Annotated in this window: 16 protein-coding genes and 1 tRNA gene; 7 read left to right on the top strand and 10 right to left on the bottom strand. The window is 37.6% G+C overall.

The genetic code is table 11. From position 1 onward, the window contains the following. Nucleotides 1-55 precede the first annotated feature (55 nt). The 5 genes from H7U19_RS01595 to msrB all read right to left on the bottom strand — a co-directional run bounded on the left by H7U19_RS01595 (nucleotide 56) and on the right by msrB (nucleotide 3,846). A complete protein-coding gene (locus tag H7U19_RS01595) occupies nucleotides 56-1,618 on the bottom strand; it encodes a protein adenylyltransferase SelO (RefSeq protein WP_186558087.1) in 1,563 nt (520 codons plus the stop codon). 320 nt (nucleotides 1,619-1,938) lie between these two features. Beyond that, nucleotides 1,939-2,187 (bottom strand): glutaredoxin family protein, encoded by a 249-nt coding sequence (locus H7U19_RS01590; RefSeq protein ID WP_186558086.1) that lies wholly within the window; start codon nucleotides 2,185-2,187, stop codon nucleotides 1,939-1,941. Between the two features lie 3 nt (nucleotides 2,188-2,190). Beyond that, nucleotides 2,191-2,679, bottom strand: coding sequence for a peroxiredoxin family protein (locus H7U19_RS01585; RefSeq protein ID WP_186558085.1), 489 nt, complete (start codon nucleotides 2,677-2,679; stop codon nucleotides 2,191-2,193). 91 nt (nucleotides 2,680-2,770) lie between these two features. Further along, the gene (gene msrA / locus H7U19_RS01580; RefSeq protein WP_186558084.1) at nucleotides 2,771-3,310 is read right to left on the bottom strand and encodes a peptide-methionine (S)-S-oxide reductase MsrA; all 540 of its coding nucleotides are present in this window, start codon (nucleotides 3,308-3,310) and stop codon (nucleotides 2,771-2,773) included. 89 nt (nucleotides 3,311-3,399) lie between these two features. After that, entirely contained in the window at nucleotides 3,400-3,846 is a 447-nt protein-coding gene (msrB, locus tag H7U19_RS01575; protein ID WP_186558083.1) for a peptide-methionine (R)-S-oxide reductase MsrB, read from the bottom strand. A 240-nt stretch (nucleotides 3,847-4,086) separates the two neighbouring features. Between msrB and H7U19_RS01570 the strand changes: the two genes are divergently transcribed. Beyond that, nucleotides 4,087-5,280, top strand: a complete 1,194-nt coding sequence (locus H7U19_RS01570) for a Pycsar system effector family protein (RefSeq protein ID WP_186558082.1) — start codon at nucleotides 4,087-4,089, stop codon at nucleotides 5,278-5,280. Nucleotides 5,281-5,285: 5 nt separating this feature from the next. On the opposite strand, the gene H7U19_RS01565 is transcribed toward H7U19_RS01570, so the two are convergent. Together H7U19_RS01565 and H7U19_RS01560 are read right to left on the bottom strand one after the other, a co-directional pair. After that, nucleotides 5,286-7,661 carry a GAF domain-containing protein gene (locus H7U19_RS01565; RefSeq protein ID WP_186558081.1) on the bottom strand — a complete coding sequence of 792 codons (2,376 nt, stop codon included), beginning with the start codon at nucleotides 7,659-7,661 and terminating at the stop codon, nucleotides 5,286-5,288. Nucleotides 7,662-7,956: 295 nt separating this feature from the next. Continuing rightward, nucleotides 7,957-8,038, bottom strand: a tRNA-Leu gene (locus H7U19_RS01560). Nucleotides 8,039-8,164: 126 nt separating this feature from the next. On the opposite strand from H7U19_RS01560, the gene H7U19_RS01555 reads away from it, so the two are divergent. Further along, nucleotides 8,165-9,553: a dipeptidase gene (locus tag H7U19_RS01555; protein WP_186558080.1), complete on the top strand. Its 1,389-nt coding sequence runs from the start codon at nucleotides 8,165-8,167 to the stop codon at nucleotides 9,551-9,553. A 5-nt stretch (nucleotides 9,554-9,558) separates the two neighbouring features. Here H7U19_RS01555 and gldC read toward each other — a convergent pair whose 3' ends face one another. Both gldC and gldB read right to left on the bottom strand, forming a co-directional pair. After that, complete coding sequence (gene gldC, locus H7U19_RS01550) at nucleotides 9,559-9,894, bottom strand: gliding motility protein GldC (protein WP_186558079.1); 336 nt, start codon at nucleotides 9,892-9,894, stop codon at nucleotides 9,559-9,561. Then, nucleotides 9,894-10,853 (bottom strand): gliding motility lipoprotein GldB, encoded by a 960-nt coding sequence (gene gldB, locus H7U19_RS01545; protein WP_186558078.1) that lies wholly within the window; start codon nucleotides 10,851-10,853, stop codon nucleotides 9,894-9,896. Before gldB ends, gldC begins: the two co-directional genes overlap by 1 nt. A 91-nt stretch (nucleotides 10,854-10,944) precedes the next feature. On the opposite strand from gldB, the gene nadE reads away from it, so the two are divergent. Further along, the gene (gene nadE, locus H7U19_RS01540; protein ID WP_186558077.1) at nucleotides 10,945-11,733 is read left to right on the top strand and encodes an NAD(+) synthase; all 789 of its coding nucleotides are present in this window, start codon (nucleotides 10,945-10,947) and stop codon (nucleotides 11,731-11,733) included. Between the two features lie 117 nt (nucleotides 11,734-11,850). After that, nucleotides 11,851-12,477, top strand: a complete 627-nt coding sequence (locus H7U19_RS01535) for a response regulator (RefSeq protein WP_186558076.1) — start codon at nucleotides 11,851-11,853, stop codon at nucleotides 12,475-12,477. Here the strand turns inward: H7U19_RS01535 and dnaG are convergent. Continuing rightward, complete coding sequence (dnaG, locus tag H7U19_RS01530; RefSeq protein WP_186558075.1) at nucleotides 12,472-14,433, bottom strand: DNA primase; 1,962 nt, start codon at nucleotides 14,431-14,433, stop codon at nucleotides 12,472-12,474. The two genes, H7U19_RS01535 and dnaG, sit on opposite strands and share 6 nt — an antisense overlap. Nucleotides 14,434-14,559: 126 nt before the next feature. Here dnaG and H7U19_RS01525 point away from each other — a divergent pair, with 126 nt between their 5' ends. The 3 genes from H7U19_RS01525 to H7U19_RS01515 all read left to right on the top strand — a co-directional run bounded on the left by H7U19_RS01525 (nucleotide 14,560) and on the right by H7U19_RS01515 (nucleotide 18,550). Then, nucleotides 14,560-15,417 carry a DMT family transporter gene (locus H7U19_RS01525; protein ID WP_186558074.1) on the top strand — a complete coding sequence of 286 codons (858 nt, stop codon included), beginning with the start codon at nucleotides 14,560-14,562 and terminating at the stop codon, nucleotides 15,415-15,417. An 86-nt stretch (nucleotides 15,418-15,503) separates the two neighbouring features. After that, nucleotides 15,504-15,869, top strand: a complete 366-nt coding sequence (locus H7U19_RS01520; RefSeq protein WP_186558073.1) for a BlaI/MecI/CopY family transcriptional regulator — start codon at nucleotides 15,504-15,506, stop codon at nucleotides 15,867-15,869. A 2-nt stretch (nucleotides 15,870-15,871) separates the two neighbouring features. After that, on the top strand, nucleotides 15,872-18,550 hold the full coding sequence (locus tag H7U19_RS01515) for a M56 family metallopeptidase (protein WP_186558072.1): 2,679 nt from the start codon (nucleotides 15,872-15,874) through the stop codon (nucleotides 18,548-18,550).

Here is an 18,550-nt window from a genome sequence, read left to right as displayed (position 1 = left end):
CTCAGCACAGGCTTTTTAGAGGGGAAACTCAAACTTTTAATTTATAAATTTAATTCTAAGAACTACACGATAACATCGAACACCCCACTTTATAACGTGCCCACTCTGGTCGTTTTGCAAACCATTTTTCATATTCGGGTTGCTCGTCGTAAGGCTTCCTGAGCATTCTGAATAATTCGTCAATTAATCCATAATTGCCTTTATCGGCATCATCGATGGCCATTTGCGCCATGTAATTTCTTAGGACATATTTGGGATTGACGGCATTCATTTTCGTTTTTCGCTCTTCAAAAGAAAGCGTTTCCATTTGTAAACGTTCTCCGTATTTTACAAACCAATCTTTCCAACGTTCCTCAGTATTGAACGCAACTTCATCTGGCTTGTAAAATGCGTCGAAAATAAAATTTAAACCTTTGGAATCATCTTCTATTTTGAAATCGGCCAAACTCCTGAAAAAGATTGTCATGTCCGTTTCCGAGAGTTGTAAAACATCTTCTAAATCCCGAATTAAGTCTGGATCATTTTCATCTTCAATTTCCAATCCCAATTTCGAACGCATCATTTCTAAAGACTTCTCATCATAGTCCGTTTTATACTGATTTAAAATGGCTTCCAAAGGCTCAGCTTCCTCAATCAATGGGTAAAGCGCATTGGCGAGCTGTATCAAATTCCAAAGACCAACATTGGGCTGATTGCCATATCTGTAACGTTTGTGCTGCCTATCCGTAGTATTTGGTGTCCATCCATAATCATAACCTTCTAACCAACCGTACGGTCCATAATCAATTGTCAAACCTAGAATTGACATATTGTCGGTATTCATCACACCATGCACAAAACCAACGCGTTGCCAATGGATAATCATGTCTAAAGTGCGATTGGTGACCTCCCTAAAGAAATCGATATAAGTTTCTTTTGAGAGCTCACCTAAGTGTGAAAAATGATGTTTTATCGTGTAATCCACCAAAACTTTCAAGTTTGCCTCATCTTGCCGCGCCACAAAAATTTGGTAGTTCCCGAAACGTAAAAAGGACTCGGCAACCCTGCAAACTATGGCCCCTTTTTCATAAGCGGCATTGCCATCATACATCATGTCCCGCAACACGCGGTCTCCGGATAATGCCAATGACAAAGCCCGAGTAGTAGGCACGCCCAAATGAAACATAGCTTCGCTACATAAATACTCCCGAATAGAAGACCGTAAAACAGCCAATCCATCAGCCGTTCTGGAATAGGGCGTTTCCCCGGCACCTTTTAATTGCAATGCCCAATTTTTGCCGTCATGTTCTACTTCGCAAAGATTGATCGCCCTGCCGTCACCTAGTTGGCCCGCCCAATTTCCAAATTGATGCCCGCCGTAGCACATGGCATAAGGTTTTGTATTTGGCAACACCTTATTTCCCGTAAAAACATTTAAGAACTCCTTACTTTCAGTATCCTTCAAAGAAAGCCCTAAACTTTTTGCCATTTCTGGAGATACGTGCAACAATTCAGGTTTTGACGTTTCCCCGGGCGCTACAAAAGAAAAGCATGCTCCAGACACCTGTCTTCTGGAGTTTTCCTTAATAGGATCTGCCGGTAACTCTTTATTGAACTTATCTTTTATGTTTAATTTCATTTTCTACTTTTTAGACCTGTCAGGTTTTGAAAACACAAGTGCTCGGAAGACGAATAAAAGCGTTTTATAGGGTCTTAACTCCTCTTTCTTTCAATTTTTTTTAATGAAAAATTGAAATTCATTCTCCTCTTTACAAAAAGAGAAGAACTTAATATGAGATTAAATCTAGGAATCTCTTAATTTTAAACCTAAATTTTTGTCGCTTTTTGGCTCCTCCCTTTTCAAAAGGGAGAACAATCCCGCCAGAGGCGGGATTAGGAGGGTTCTTCAAAACTCTTCCGAACAGTAGTGTTTTGAAAACCTGACAGGTCTTTTTAGTTTCATGATAACTTTTCAATCCATTTTTTTAAATCTGAATCTGATGGGTTTCTTAGTTTCTTTTCGCCAATGGTAATCGTTGGAAAATTAAGTCGCCTATTTTCATATAAACTTCGTAACGCCTCAGCATTGGCCTCAACTATTTCTACATCAAGAAACTGAAAATCAAGATTCAAACCTTTTAAAAAATGAATATAATATTGACTTTTATGACATCTTTCAGTACCATAAATTTTGATTTTCGGCACCATAGATCACATTGTTTTAAGAAATTCGATGGCATTATTTGGGTATAAATGGAATTCCGAAAACACTACAAAATCCTTCTTATCTATAAAGATAAACCAAGGTGTGCCACCCGTTTTATAGTTGCGCATTAAAGTGGACTGCAAGTCATCTTCTTTACCAGCATCATATCCAAACGGTATTTGTAAGCCATATTTCTTTTGAGTTTCCAACGTTTTTTCATACGTATTTGCATGATGACCTTCAAAAACCGTTTGAATGGCCAAAAAAACCACATTGTCATTTTCTTTTAAAGCATCGACCATTCTTTTTAAGTCGGGCAAACCTTTAGTGTGACAACCACGGCACCAGCTTTGAAAACAAAACACTACCTTAAATTTTCCATTAAAATCTGACAATTTTATGGCATCAGTTTTATTTCCGTCACTATCCACCCAAGTGTCAACACCAAATTCTGGGGCTTTAAACAGTTGTGGTTTATTTGCGTAATAAGACATCGATTTTCCTTTTGTTTTAATGTTCCAAATCATAAGGTTTGATAGTGAAACCAGTCCGGCACCTTAAACCTCGCGGGTCTTAAACTTGAAGTTACTTTAATTTTTCAGCATACAACTTTCTGAATTTCGCCAACTTTGGTGTAATCACTGCATTACAATAGCCTTGTTGTGTATTGTTGCGATAATAATCTTGATGGTAATCCTCGGCATCATAAAAAACAACCAAAGGCGATATTTCAGTTACTACTGGGTCATCAAAATATTTGGCGACTTCTTTTACCACAACCTGAGCTATTTCTTTTTGGGTTTCGTCGTGATGGTAAATCACCGAGCGGTATTGTGTTCCCCTGTCTGCCCCTTGCCTATTCAACGTTGTAGGGTCATGTGTGGTCATAAAAATAAGTAGAATTTCCTCATAGGAAATCATATTGGCATCAAAGGTAATTTGCACGACTTCGGCATGACCGGTTAAACCCGAACATACTTCGCGATATGTTGGTTTTCCGGGAGCATCCCCCCCGGAATATCCGGACACTACTTTCTCAATACCTTTTAATTCCTGAAATATGGCTTCGGTACACCAAAAGCATCCTCCGCCAACTGTTGCTATTTGTATATTTTTGTTTGTCATTTTATTACCCTTCCGAGTTTCAATTCTAGGGAATTGAAACCCACCTTCCCTTCAAAAGCGAAGGAGCTATTTGATTATTTTGATATGTTTTATTGTTTTTCCAATTGCATGGATTCCGAATTGATACAATAGCGCAGTCCACTTGGTTCTGGACCGTCGGGGAATACATGCCCTAAATGCGCATCACAGGTATTGCACAGCACCTCAACCCGCACCATTCCAAAGGAACTATCTTTTTCATATTTAATCGCATTTTCTTTAATGGGTTGCGTAAAACTAGGCCAGCCCGTCCCCGATTCAAACTTAATGGTGGAATCAAACAAAGGTGTGTCGCAACATACACAATTGTATTTTCCGGCCTCATAAATACTGCATAGCGCACCACTATGCGGTCGTTCCGTACCTTTTAATCTCGCAATTCTGAATTGTTCCGGGGTTAATTGTGCTTGCCATTCGGCTGGTGTTTTTTCAACTCGCCGGTCGGGGGTTGGGTTTCCGTTTACGGAAAAACCGATAACTTCTTTCCAAGTTAGCATATTTTTTGTCCTTTCATTGTTAAATTAATATATGCTTTCAAACGAGCCATTAGTCTAAAAAAGACTAGAAAACTTACATTTCTATCTATTTCATAGGCCATTGAAAGCATAATTGAAATTTACGACAAATTATGCCGTTATTCATACTAAACCCCAAAGGAAATATCGATGCAAACATCGAGAAATCCTTTTTCAACTAAAGTTTAGTATTTTTACCAATAATCATTTTAAATCACGCCTATGTTGATTGCTGAAGCCGAGAAATTTGCACTTAACCTACTCAACGAAAAGTTAGACACATCTTTTTTATATCACAATATCCCACATACGCAACGTGTAGTAAATAGCGCAAAAGAGCTTGCTGAATTAGCCAATATTGAGGAGGCTGATAAAAATCTGCTTTTGGTGGCCTCATGGTTACACGACACGGGCTACACTAAAGGGGCGAAAGACCACGAAGAAGAGAGTGTTAAAATAGCCAAGGCGTTTTTGGCAGGACAAAACTGCCCAGAAAAGGACGTAAAAACAATTTGTGATTTAATTCTAGCAACTAAAATCGACGCCGTCCCAAAAAATCAATTGGAATGCATTATTAGGGACGCGGACAGTTCTCATATAGGAAGCAAAAATTATTTGGAAATTTCTGAACTGCTCAGAAAGGAATGGGAATTGCTGTGCAATAAGAGCCTTACTGAGTCCGAATGGATTGCGGAAAATATTGATTTCCTTACCACCAGACATCGATTTTATTCAACAGAGGCATCAAGTATGTGGGATAATCGCAAGGGTAAAAATCTTTCGCAACTAATCAAAATGAAGAAAAAGATTGATGCGGATTCCAAAAAATTAAATCAGAAAAAGGAGGAGCTCAGTTTTAAAAAAAGTAAGGTGGAATTGCCAGATCGAGGTATCGAAACCATGTTTCGGGTAGCATTAAGAAACCATATTACACTAAGCGATATTGCCGATACCAAAGCCAATATTTTGCTTTCGGTAAATGCTATTATAATTTCGGTAGCCCTATCTAATTTATTGCCCAAACTGGACAATCCTTCCAATAGTTATCTGATATATCCCACGTTAATTTTTCTATTGTTCACGGTTGCCTCAACTGTTTTATCAGTTTTGGCAACTAGGCCGAACGTCACAAAGGGGCAGTTCACAAAAGAGGACGTAGCCAATAAAAAAGTAAATCTATTATTCTTCGGGAATTTCCATCAAATGAGCTTAAAAGATTTTGAATGGGCCATGGGGGAAATGATGCAGGACAAGGATTATTTGTATGGTTCATTGACCAAAGATCTCTATTTTTTGGGGCTTGTTCTCAATAGGAAATACAACCTTTTACGAACTACCTATACCGTATTTATGATTGGTATTGTGGTAAGTGTTATTGCTTTTGGAATAGCTTTTGCGACCAGTGGCGCGCCCTAGAAGTATTATGCCTTAAGTTCCTTCATCAAATCATCATAGGTATAAAACGCCTTGTCATTTTCGTTTTTATGATATAGTACACTTACGCGAATTGCTTTTAATCCGGTTACCGCCTGTAAATCTTGCAACTCTACGATTTCTACATCAGTATCCAAATAATTCTTGGACTGAAGAAACTTGATGTAACCCAAATATTCAATTTCATCCTGTTTTTGGGAATACACGATGCTGATTTTTCCTTTTTGCGTAACGCGCTCTGTGGTGCCTTTTATATAAGCCTTATCTACACGTTTTTTTACGATTTCGTAACGTGCATTGTAGGTGCCGTCCACATCAAATTGCTTTTCGTCCATCCTAAAACTGATGGTCAAAGGCTGGTTGAACACCAAAATCATGGAGGCTACGTCCAACGCCACTGGAAAATCAGATTGCATTTGGTAATAGGCGTTTTCCATTTCACACATTACCTGCAATTGCCATAAACGCAGATTGTACAAGTAAATTTTATTGAAACTATCTTCTTTGGTAATAGACTCTCCAACGTACATATTATGCTCAACACCATCGGTTTTAAAGCGTTCAAAATAATGCGGATACATCTGTTGCGCTTCCTCTTGTTTTTTATCCAAGAGCGTAGCCATTTCCACATTAATTTTGGCAATAGTTTCGTCGTAGTCTTTTCTATGTCTGTAAAGTACGTTGACCTTTTCGTCAATATTTTCGTAGTAGGCTTCTACATCATCATTCAACAGTTGTTTACTTTTTAAATGATCTAAAAGAGGTTCAACGTCTTCTTTGAAGAAGGATGAAATCTGTTGCTCGCTATCCACTTGGAAGTTTTCGTCCAATCCGTTCTGAAAATCATTTATCTGATAAATAAACTGCTCATAGATTGGCAAATGTTCCAATTTCAAAGCCTTATCCAAAATCTGTTTTGCCGCTCTAAGTTGAAGCGACAAATCTTCTCTTGTCGCATAGTTTCTAGCTTCGGAGGACCCCTTAATATCTATTTGCCCGTACAACGGGTATACATTATCAAAAGCAATTTTTCGAAAGGAAGCCTCTTGCCCTTCCATTTCAGCCTTTATATAATTCTTTGCTTCTTTAGCAAAACGCCAATGCACACTCGGATGAATTGAGGTGCATTCCTTTTGAATAATAGCTTCAATAAGATTCTCTTCATCCTTTTTGGACCGCTCCACTGCCGAAACGATAAATGGCATCACATCCACCAACTTATTGGCATTGATACTATTCAAAGCATGTGGTGTATTGGATACAATTTCCATTATTCCCATAAGTCCTTCATCATTAGCAATTGGTGCAAAAATGGCACTTTTAAAACCTTGTTTATGCAACACCTCCACCTGAGGTGCAAAACCTCCTTTTGCTTTTTTATAAACACCATCTACGTCAGAAATAGAGAAATATTTGTTCTCTACAATCAATCTGTTATAGGACCATTTGCACAATGAACTATCACATTCCAAGCGTTCTTGGTCCCCTAAAAGGTAACTATTGATCCCTACCCCATATACACGCTCAAAAGCCTTTTCCTCTTCATTATAAATTGAAAAACCAACCTGCAAATCATTGATACCCAGCAGAGACCTAAATACATCATGAAACTCGTACATAAAGTTTTCGTCCTTACGCTTATCCTCACCGATTAAATTGGATTTTATGTTGGAAATAGATTGATCCTCCGTAACATCAAAAATATTGGAAATCACGAAGCCTTTGAAAATATAGCTACCTTGAGGAAAAAGTTCCTTCCATAAGTCTAAATTTTCAAAATTATCCAGGAGTTTTTTATAATCTTCTTCAGTAATTTTTTTTGCCCTTTCCGTTGGAACGATTTCACAAAAATCGGCATTGTACATTATCTTGTAAAACCTTAAAATGCCATTGGCATCCGGAATTTCATAATAAAATGGGCGCTTAAAATTCAAATTATAGCCATAGCAAAAATTTAGAATTATGGTACATGCAATAATATACCTGTGGTCATCAGGCATATTTTTGATATTCAACTCAAAACCATCGCCTGCGGTTTTGATAATATTTTTAAACCTTTCCGAAGAATTGAATATCAAATTATGAAAAGGCACAGAGGCTGTCTTAATCTCATTTTTGGTCAATACGGGGGCAAATGAATCTTGAAGAATAATGCTTATCTCTTCTTTCCTGTCCTCCAAAATTTGAGTATCGCTAAAACCATCCCTTAACTCCGGAAACGATGCCGCAGACCTTAGGACACGCTTCGCCTTGGCAGAAAGAAATTCATCTTCACTCTCGGCCAGTTTTTCATAATGCTGAAGCAACTTGTTGAAGCTGACTTTTAGCATCATTGGCGACTCAATACTATCGTTGATGTCCATCTTATGGATTAAATTAGGGTACAAAGTTACAAATTATTGGGTTAGTCGTTATAAAAGAGACGTTCTAACAGTCTAATTGTTACGAGGATAAATGTTAAATTTTCAAGTTCTTTAATGGAAGAAAATGCACGTCCTGTATTAATTCAGCAAAATATGTAGCACTTTTTGATTTATGTACTGACGAGGGCCCCTTTAGTCTACCCTTATGATAAACTTCTCGCGTCTCCTTTCATATTTTTCAATCAAACAGTATTGCATAAAAAAAGCTCCTTTATAAAAAGAAGCTCTTGTCATGTGCGGGCGGAGAGACTCGAACTCTCACACCTCGCGGCACTAGATCCTAAGTCTAGCGTGTCTACCAATTCCACCACGCCCGCATAGTCCCTCCCGATAGCTATCGGGAATCGGGATGCAAATATAGTTAAGATTTTTAAATTCCAAACCTCGATGCTATAAAAAGTATTCTTTTTTATACTTTTGGATATCTTCATTCAATATGGCCTATGAACGCGATTAAATCTTATATAAAACAACACAAAGAACGCTTTATCAATGAACTGGTCGATCTGCTAAAAATCCCATCAATAAGTGCCGATTCGGCTTATAGAAACGATGTTTTAAAAACGGCCGAGGCCATTAAAAAAAGTCTGGAGAAAGCAGGGTGCGATACCGTAGAGATATGCAAAACTGACGGTTACCCCATTGTTTATGGGGAAAAAATAGTTGGGAAAACCTTACCTACCGTTTTGGTCTATGGACATTACGACGTACAGCCCCCAGACCCTTTAGATCTGTGGTACTCCCCTCCTTTTGAGCCTGTCATCAAAACCACGGAAAAACATCCCGACGGTGCTATTTTTGCTAGAGGCGCTTGTGATGACAAAGGTCAATTGTATATGCATGTGAAAGCCTTAGAGTTTATGACAGCCACCAATCAACTGCCCTGTAATGTGAAGTTTATGATTGAGGGCGAAGAGGAAGTTGGCAGCGCAAATTTGGCAACCTTTGTAAAGAACAATCATAAGAAACTGGAAAATGATGTCATTCTTATTTCAGATACGGGCATGATTGCCAATGATGTCCCATCTATCACAACTGGGCTTCGCGGGCTAAGCTATGTTGAAGTAGAAGTTACGGGGCCAAATCGTGATTTGCACTCTGGTTTGTATGGAGGCGCAGTGGCAAACCCTATCAATATTCTCGCTAAAATGATAGCCTCACTTCACGATGAGAACAACCACATTACCATACCAGGATTTTATGGTAAAGTAGAAGAACTGTCCAAAGAAGAACGCGCCGAAATGGCAAAAGCCCCCTTTAATTTGGAAAGCTACAAAAACGCTCTGGACATAGATGCTGTTTATGGCGAAAAAGGCTTTACCACGAATGAACGCAATTCAATTAGACCTACTTTGGATGTAAATGGTATTTGGGGCGGGTATATTGGCGAAGGTGCTAAAACGGTAATCCCGAGTAAAGCCTTTGCTAAAATTTCCATGCGTTTGGTACCACATCAAGATTGGGAAGAAATTACCCAATTGTTTAAAACCCATTTTGAAGGCATTGCCCCAAAAGGTGTGAAAGTAAAGGTAACGCCACATCACGGTGGGCAAGGGTACGTAACACCAATTGATAGCATCGGGTATCTTGCAGCCAGTAAGGCTTACGAAACCACGTTTGGAAAAACTCCCATTCCACAGCGCAGCGGGGGCAGTATTCCGATTGTTGCCTTATTTGAAAAAGAATTAAAAAGCAAAACTATTTTAATGGGCTTTGGTTTGGATAGTGACGCCATCCACTCCCCTAACGAGCATTTTGGGATCTGGAACTATATTAAAGGGATTGAAACAATTCCTTGGTTTTACAAGTATTTTACGGAGATATTTGAATAAATCGTTTATTTTTTCAACTCCAATTTTTCAGCAAAATAATCGCAAAAATCCTTCATGGTTGCCGTCATTTTTTCGTCCTGGGTAGCCCGATTAAATGTATTGGCCATTGCTACTAAAGTTTGATGGAAGAATATTTTCATCTCATCAACGGGCATATCTTTGGTCCACAAATCAATACGCAACATTTCTTTAGCCTTATCGTCCCAAACAGACAGCATCATCGCCTTGGCTTCTGCATTACTTATGCCCCCATCTTCCGCTGACCATGAGAGCTTTTCCGGCACGCGGTTTTCATCTAGTTCAACATTCAGCTCAATTTTTGAAGTTATTGTATTTGCCATTATTTAAGTGGTTTAAACTTTGAATTATTAAAAATATCCTCAGGTTTCATTTGTAGCATGTCCTTTACGGAAACTTCATTGTTTTTCATATAGGCCCTAACTATTTGCCAGCCGATGTATTGGCCCAATCTACCCGGAGAATCAGTGTCTATCTCTTCCAAATAAAATTTACTAAAAGGAGCTGGATTGATAAACCTGCTAGGCAGTTTGGTATCGGCACTATATAGTAATTCGCGCTCAACAAAATACCGCCAAACGTAGTGTTCATTAGCCCTGGCCCATTCCAATTCGGATTCAGAATATCCAATACGTTCAGCCTCTGAAACATTTGGCAACATAATGTCCTTAAAATATAATTGCTTTCCGAAGTATACCATTTCATCCAATAAAGTTTTCCGTTGCGGCTGATAGATGTACCGTCCTGCATACTCAGATGCTAAATCCACCACAATCTGCTTGGCTTCAAAATTCTTTCGGATATACTTTTGAATTTCCTGATAAAAAAAATGATCTTTCCCCAAATAATTATCAAGAGCAATAATGGCAATGGTGTCGGTAACGATTATCCGATTTCGATAGTCCACCATAGAAGTGGTCGTAATCACCCGTGGCGTATTAAATTCAGGAAAATAATATTTCAAATGATTGAAAAGCGATTCAATATCCATTTCCTCCTCATCAAGATTTGGAAATACCTTTGCAACTTCCTTAACAAGTTCCTGCTGAATGGTATCCCTTATTTTCGCAATCCAAAAGGAATCGGGAAACTTTTCGGAAAACATAAAAGGATAGGCCCTTTTTAATTCAGGTAAATCATTGTTTGTAGCTTTTCCAAAAAGCAAATCAAATCTTTCAACAGAAATATCGGTATTAATTTGTGCAATCGCCTGCTCCAATTTATTGTCATTTCCGCAGGAAATAAGGAGCATCAGCAACATAAACAACATCAAATTTTTCATGAAAAGTATAACGCCTTAAATTTTTATTAATTGGGTGATTGCTTTATTTTTGTTTGCAAAGGTACTATTCCCAAATTAAAATTCTTACTGTATGCAAACTGAAAAAGTTGTTGATTTTATCGTAAACTGGCTGAAGAACTATGCCACGAATGCCGGTGTTAATGGATTTGTTGTTGGTGTTTCTGGCGGTATTGATTCTGCCGTAACTTCCACATTGTGCGCAAAAACCGGCATGAACGTTCTTTGCGTTGAAATGCCTATCCACCAAGCAGAAAGCCATGTTTCTCGCGCCCATGAACATATTGAGCAACTTAAAGCAAGGTTTGACAATGTAAGTGATACCCGAGCAGACTTGACTCCAGTTTTTGAGGAGTTTAAAACTGAGGTATTTATGGACGGCGACCAAGCTACTATTGACATGGCCTTGGCAAATACGAGGGCACGGCTTCGAATGACTACTTTATATTATTATGCTGGTCTATATTCGCTTTTAGTAGCCGGTACTGGTAATAAGGTTGAAGACTTTGGGGTAGGCTTTTACACAAAATATGGTGATGGCGGTGTTGATTTAAGCCCAATAGCAGATTTATTGAAATCCCAGGTGTACATGCTCGGAGAGTACCTTAAAGTACCAGAATCCATTATGATAGCTGCACCGAGTGACGGTTTATTTGGTGATGCCCGTAGCGACGAGGACCAAATTGGAGCATCCTACCCGGAATTGGAATGGGCCATGAAAATGGATGACGATGGTAAAACTATCGAGGATTTTTCCGGTCGACAACAAGAGGTTTTCAGAATTTATAAGCGTTACAATAATAACAACAAGCACAAGATGATTCCTATTCCAATTTGCGAAATTCCTAGCAATTTGATATGAGCATTGTATTATCATCAAAAATTTTAGTATTTTTGCATTTTGGGTGTATTCCCTAATAGCTATACTATGATTCTCTCAATTAAAATCAACATCATAGTAAATTAAAACCCTAAGAATATGATTAAATTATTAATAGCAGACCCTCACCCTATTATTAGAAAAGGGCTTGAGCACCTTTTTTCTGCTTCTTCTGACGTGAAAATCGTCGGCAGTGTTGACAATGGCGAAGCCGTTTTGGATTTTCTCAGAAAAGAACCCGTTGACGTTCTTTTGACTGAAATTGATTTGCCTAAATTAAATGGTTTAACCGTGCTAAGGCACATAAAGTCAGACTTTCCAGATGTAAAGGCATTGATGTTCAGTGCCCAACCTGAAAATGTTTACGGCTTTAACTCTATTAAAGCAGGAGCTTCTGGCTACGTTTCCAAAAACGAAAATGTCATTACTGTAAGTGAAGCTGTTTCCAAAGTTCATGATGGCGGCATCCACCTTAGCAATGAGTTGACCCAGGAACTTGCATTTGGAAGCCGAAACAACAAAAATGGCACCTTCTTTAAAAAACTTTCTACAAGGGAAACCGAAGTGTTAAAACTTTTGGCCATTGGAAAGAAGAACAAGGAAGTTTCCAAGGAATTGGATATCAACGAAAAAACTGTGAGTACATATAAAGCACGTTTGATGAAAAAACTAAAGGTGGACAATTTGGTCGACTTAGTGAATCAAGCGAAGTTTTTAGACCTATAATACGCGGCTCAATTTTCTTGACAGCAACATTTTAAGGTTGGAGTATTCTTTGACTTCTTCCAGTACAGACCTGTTGATTTCAGATTTGTGCTCCAACGTCTTTTGTTGACATTCTAGTACTTTTTGCTCTATTAAAAAGCATCGAAGATTTAAAATGGTCTCGCTCACCAATTGCGAGACCGTTTGTGTCTTTTCCTTTGGGAATATATTCTTTCGGTGCCAATCGTCCAAAGTATAGCGTTCATCTTCCATTAAGATGTTGGTAATCTCATTGGCCGTATTGGCATCAAGTGTATTGATGAAGTTTCTCAACTCAAAATCTTTGTCTTCTTGATTTAACTTGTCAATCACCGTGTAGTACAAATCCTTGAACTGAGGATCTGAAAACTCCATTTCATCCTCCTGAAGATCCAGATAAATTTTTTCGAACACTTTGGCCTGTTGAATGACCGGCTCTCGCACCAGCTCGCCTTGTTCATTTTCCTTTAGCACCAAATCCTCAAAATCCTCGATCTTGTTGCCGTAAAGCAATAAAATTTCGATAATCTTTCGCTCCAAAATATATTGCACATCCACTTTTTCTCGTGGCTGTTCATGGCGTATCACCTCAAAACTCTGCTGTTCTTTTTTGAACTTTTTATTCTCTTCCTGAAGTTCTTTTTTACTGATTTGAGCTAAAGTACTAAACAGCACTTCTTCGCTGATATCCATAATTTTCGAACATTCCTTAATATAAATCTCCTTTTTTATAGTATCAGGAATTTTGGAAATGCTATTGACAATATCGCGAATAGTTTCGGCCTTTTTTATGGGGTCGTTTTTGGAGTCTTCAAAAAGAATGGATGCCTTAAACTGAATAAAATCTTGAGCCTGTTCATCTAAGTAAAGTGTGAGCTCCTCAAAGGTGTTTTGCTTGGCAAAACTGTCTGGGTCTTCTCCTTCTGGAAAAGAACACACCTTAACGTTCATTCCCTGCTCCAATATCAAATCGATACCCCGAAGTGATGCACGCATTCCTGCCGCATCCCCATCAAAAAGAACAGTAATGTTTTTGGTAAGTCGGTTGATCAGACGGATTTGCTCCGAAGTTAAAGCTGTTCCTGAAGAAGATACCACATTTTTAATTCCGGTTTGATGGAATTGAATCACATCCGTATAACCCTCCACCAAATAACAATTGTCCTCCTTAGCAATACTTTGTTTTGCATTGTATATACCGTAAAGTACTTTGCTTTTATGGTAGATCTCGCTTTCGGGGGAGTTCAGATATTTTGCGGCCTTTTTATCATTTATCAAAATTCGGCCACCAAAACCAAGTACACGCCCGCTCATACTTTTAATAGGGAACATTACGCGACCCTTAAAACGGTCGAAACGCTTTTCACCCTTTACAATAGTAAGTCCTGTTTTCTCTAAAAATTCAAGCTGATAACCCTGCTTTAAAGCCTCATCCGTAAAGGCCTGCCATTCATCCAAGGCATAACCCAAATCAAATTTTTTGATGGTTTCTTCCGTAAAACCACGTTCCTTAAAATAACTTAATCCGATAGATTTGCCCTGGTCTGTTTTGTTTAATATCTTTTGAAAATAAACATTAGCAAATTCACTGACCAGATACAGACTTTCACGTTCGTTGGCGGCTTCCTTTTGAGCATCACTTTGCTGAGTTTCCTCAAGTTCAATGTTATATTTTTTTGCCAAATAGCGAATAGCCTCTGGATAGGTAAAATGTTCATGCTCCATCAAAAAAGCAACAACATTACCACCTTTTCCAGTACTAAAATCCTTCCAAATCTGTTTTACTGGCGATACCATAAAACTTGGCGTTCGCTCATCGCTAAAGGGGCTTAAACCCTTATAATTGCTACCGGCCTTTTTCAATTGCACAAAATCGCCGATTACCTCCTCAACTCTGGCAGTATCAAAAACTTGGTCTATGGAATGTGCGGCAATCACCTACTACGATAAATTTAAAAAGCTAAACGGTAAAAGTAACATAAAATAGCACATTACTCAATAGGAAAAACTAGGTATCTGCAAATTTTAACTACTTTTGAACGCCATAATCAAGTGTCAATTTAAATGAATAATCAACATTTTAGAAATGTTTTAGAACTAACACTTGCTACTGTTTTAATAAGCTCTGCGGCGGTATTGGGCAAATATATTGCAATGCCGACTGCCGTAATAATTTGGTGGCGTTCCGCACTAGCCCTGATTTTTCTGTTTGCATTCTGCAAACTTCAAAAAGTAAATTTGAAATTTAGGTCAAAAAAGGACGCCAGAACTGTTTTGATCAGCGCCTTATTTTTAGGAGCCCATTGGATTACCTATTTCCATTCCGTAAAAGTATCCAATGTGTCCATTGGGATGTTGTCGCTATACACCTATCCGGCAATTACCGCAATTTTGGAGCCCATTCTCACCAAAACCAAATTCAACAAGGTTCATTTGCTATTGGCCATTTTGGTTTTAATCGGTGTTTACATTTTGGCCCCAGAGTTTAACACGGAAAACTCACATTTTAAAGGTGTCATTTGGGGAGTAATTTCAGCAATACTATTTACACTTCGCAACATAATGTTGAAGAGAAGCTCAAAATCCCATAATGGTACCATGATTATGATGCACCAATTATTGGTAGTAACCATTGTCCTTGTTCCCGTATTATTCATATTTGGAACTTCAGAAATATCGACTCAATACCCCTATGTCATTATTCTAGCACTATTGGCCACAGCAGTTGGACATTCCTTACTAATAAAAAGCCTAAAATATTTTTCAGTAAGCACTGCCAGTATTATTTTAAGCACACAACCATTTTTTGGGATTCTTTTGGCCTATTTCTTTTTAAATGAAATACCTACTTCCAATACGTTTATTGGAGGAACATTGATTATTTCAACGGTAATTATCGAAAGTATTCGGTCTAGGAAATAGTTAAAATTAACTAATATTTGTATTCTACGTTTGTAGAATTGAATTTTTATTCTACATTTGTAGAAACAATTCTAAACTTGTAGAAGATGCAACTATCAAAAACCGAAGAGGAATTAATGAATCATTTATGGAAGCTAAAAAAAGCCTTCATGAAAGATCTGTTGGAAGTTTACCCTGAACCAAAACCAGCCACAACCACCGTAGCTACATTGTTAAAACGCATGACGGATAAGGGGTTTATCGCATACAAATTATTTGGAAAATCGCGACAGTACTATCCTTTAGTGAAGAAAAAAGACTATTTCTCAAAGCACGTAAAAGGATTGGTAAAAAACTTTTTTGATGGAAGCGCAACGCAATTTGCGTCCTTTTTTACACAAGAAACCAATCTTAGCAAGGAAGAATTGGAAGAGTTAAAAGCCCTAATCGATAGTGAAATTAAAAAGAAATAGTTATGCCTTTGATGATTTTAAAATCCAGCGCCTGTTTAGCCATCCTAATGCTGTTTTACAAACTTTGTTTAGAAAAAACCAGTGCCCATACGTTTAAACGTTTCTATTTGATAGGCATCGTATTACTATCTGCCTGCATCCCTTTTGTAACTTATACGGTATATGTCGATGTACCTATACAAACCGCTTCTTTTGATACCAGTTATGGGCCAGGTGAATCCATCATACAACATATTGAAACTACCGAAGTAAAGTCAACAAAAGACTATCTTCCCAACATTTTATGGGGGATTTATGCGTTAGGTACTATATTATTTTCTATCAGATTTTGCATCAATCTGCATCAACTCATCCAAAAAATCAGGCAAAATCCGAAGCATAAAACCCACAGTTTTTGGTATGTTTTACTGAACAATTTAGAAACACCTCATTCGTTTTTTAGTTATATTTTTTTGAATAAATCTCTATTTGAAAAAAAGGCCATTCCCGAGGAAATTCTTTTGCATGAGCAAACACACGCGACTCAAAAACATTCATTGGATATTCTCTTTATTGAAATACTTCAAATTGCATTTTGGTTCAACCCTTTGTTGTTTCTAATAAAAAAAGACATCAAACTCAACCATGAGTTCATAGCAGACCGGGCGGTTCTGAAAAACGGTGCTGATGTTTCCGCATACCAAAATATGATGCTGGAATTTACGGCTTTGGTTTCCTGCACCACTCTTTCCAGTAGATTCAATTATTCACCCATCAAAAAAAGGTTTGCCATAATGAAAAACAGCACTTCTAAAAAAATTTTATGGGTCAGAAATATGGGGCTTCTTCTGTTGGTTTGCGGGTTAGTTTTTGGATTTGGCCAAAAAAATACCGTAACAAGAAATGTTGAAATACAGCGTATTAATCTCGACCAAATACCTCCTGGAGATGGCGTAAGCGAATCGATGATGGATGAGTTTATCGATTTTAATGAGAATTTTAAACGCACTAGAGGCTTGGGACATGAGAAGCTGTCCAGGATAAAAACCATTTATAAAATGATGACCACAGAACAGCGAAATTCTATTAAAGATTTAAACCTAAAATGGATGACTCGCGGACGGAATTATGCCCTCCCCCAACATCCATCCCAAGAAGAATTTAATAGTTGGAAAAAAACGACAAACTTTGTCTTTCACATGGACGGAAAACCAATCCCAACTTCAGAATTAAATAAGTACTCGCCCAAAGATATTTATAGTTACAGCAATAAATTTGCGATAGACGGCGATCCAGATAAGGGCACTTACGACTCCAATAATTTTATGCTATTGACCAAAGATGGGTATCGCTTATCCATGCAGGACATCCGGGCGAGATTATACAATAAAGCACTTCTAAAGTATAAAGGTGAAATTGAACATTTTCTAAATTCTGAAAAGAAAGACGACAGTGAATTAAAACTCCTAAAGCATCAATTGGATGATTTATATAATGATTTACAACCTGAAGATTTCGACAAATTCAACATAAGACAAGCTCCTGAAATTCCTAGTTTGACGTACACAAAGCCCGACCTTTCAAAAACATTGTCCGACGAAATCATTGAATATAATACACTGGCAAAAAAATATAATGACCAGAATGTTCAAAAGAAAATATTCATTAAATCTAATGAAATAAAACGCTTGTATTTTATTTATGAGAACATGACCGATGACGAAAAAAATATTGCTGAGCCCTTCCCATATTTTCATAATAAATCCATAGAACACAATGCTATAGGACATATTAGCGTCCAAAGCAAAGAAGGAAAAGGTGCAACACCAGCCATGATGCAAGAATACAATGCATTTATTGACGAATGCGAAAAAACCAAAAGAATTCATCACGACGAATTGCGCAGGGCCATTGCTATTTATAAAATCATGACCAAGGCTCAACAGGCTACCGTTAAAATGTATCCCGAAGTAAAATCCTTTAAAAACCCCGAATCAACAAAATTAGAACAGCCAACACGAACTCAACTTGAACAGTGGCAAAATGACACAGATATTACTGTATCCATTGATGCCCATAGGATAAAAAACATAGAGTTAAAAAACTATAAACCAAACGACTTCGTTTTTTATCGCATGGCTAAAAGTGCTAAGTCTAAACATGAAGCACTTCAAATAAAGAAACCAAATTCGTGCGCATTATATACTAAGGATGGCTATGACAATATTGTCTTGAAGGCAAATTATAACAGCTACCATAAACTATACGTAAGGTATCTAAACGAAATTGAAAAACATCAAAAAGGGGATAATTCGGACACTTCAGAATTGTTAATTTTAAAGAAGCAACTGGATAACATTTATGATAATTTCTCTGAAAGCGAATTAGAGTCCTTTAAACCGCGTAAAGCACCTAAACTACCTTCAAATTCTGTCAGAAATGATTCCATAAGTACCATAAAAAATCTATCTGAAAATGCTAAAGCTTATAACATTTTGGCTAAAAAATACAACAACCCCAATCCCAACGGACAAAGATATCCCCGTCCTGAAATAGATAAATTATTCCTGCTCTATAACCTACTGAGTGAAGAAGAAAAAGAATCAGTTGAAATTTTCCCAAACCTGCCATATCCCGTCATCAAACAGTATGAAATAAGAAATAAAAAGAAGAGTATTTCCAACAAGACAAATTCAAAATAA

Source organism: Hyunsoonleella aquatilis (assembly GCF_014270105.1).
Taxonomy (GTDB): domain Bacteria; phylum Bacteroidota; class Bacteroidia; order Flavobacteriales; family Flavobacteriaceae; genus Jejuia; species Jejuia aquatilis.
Note: the sequence above shows the minus strand (reverse complement) of the source record. Positions and strands in the feature narration are given on the sequence as shown.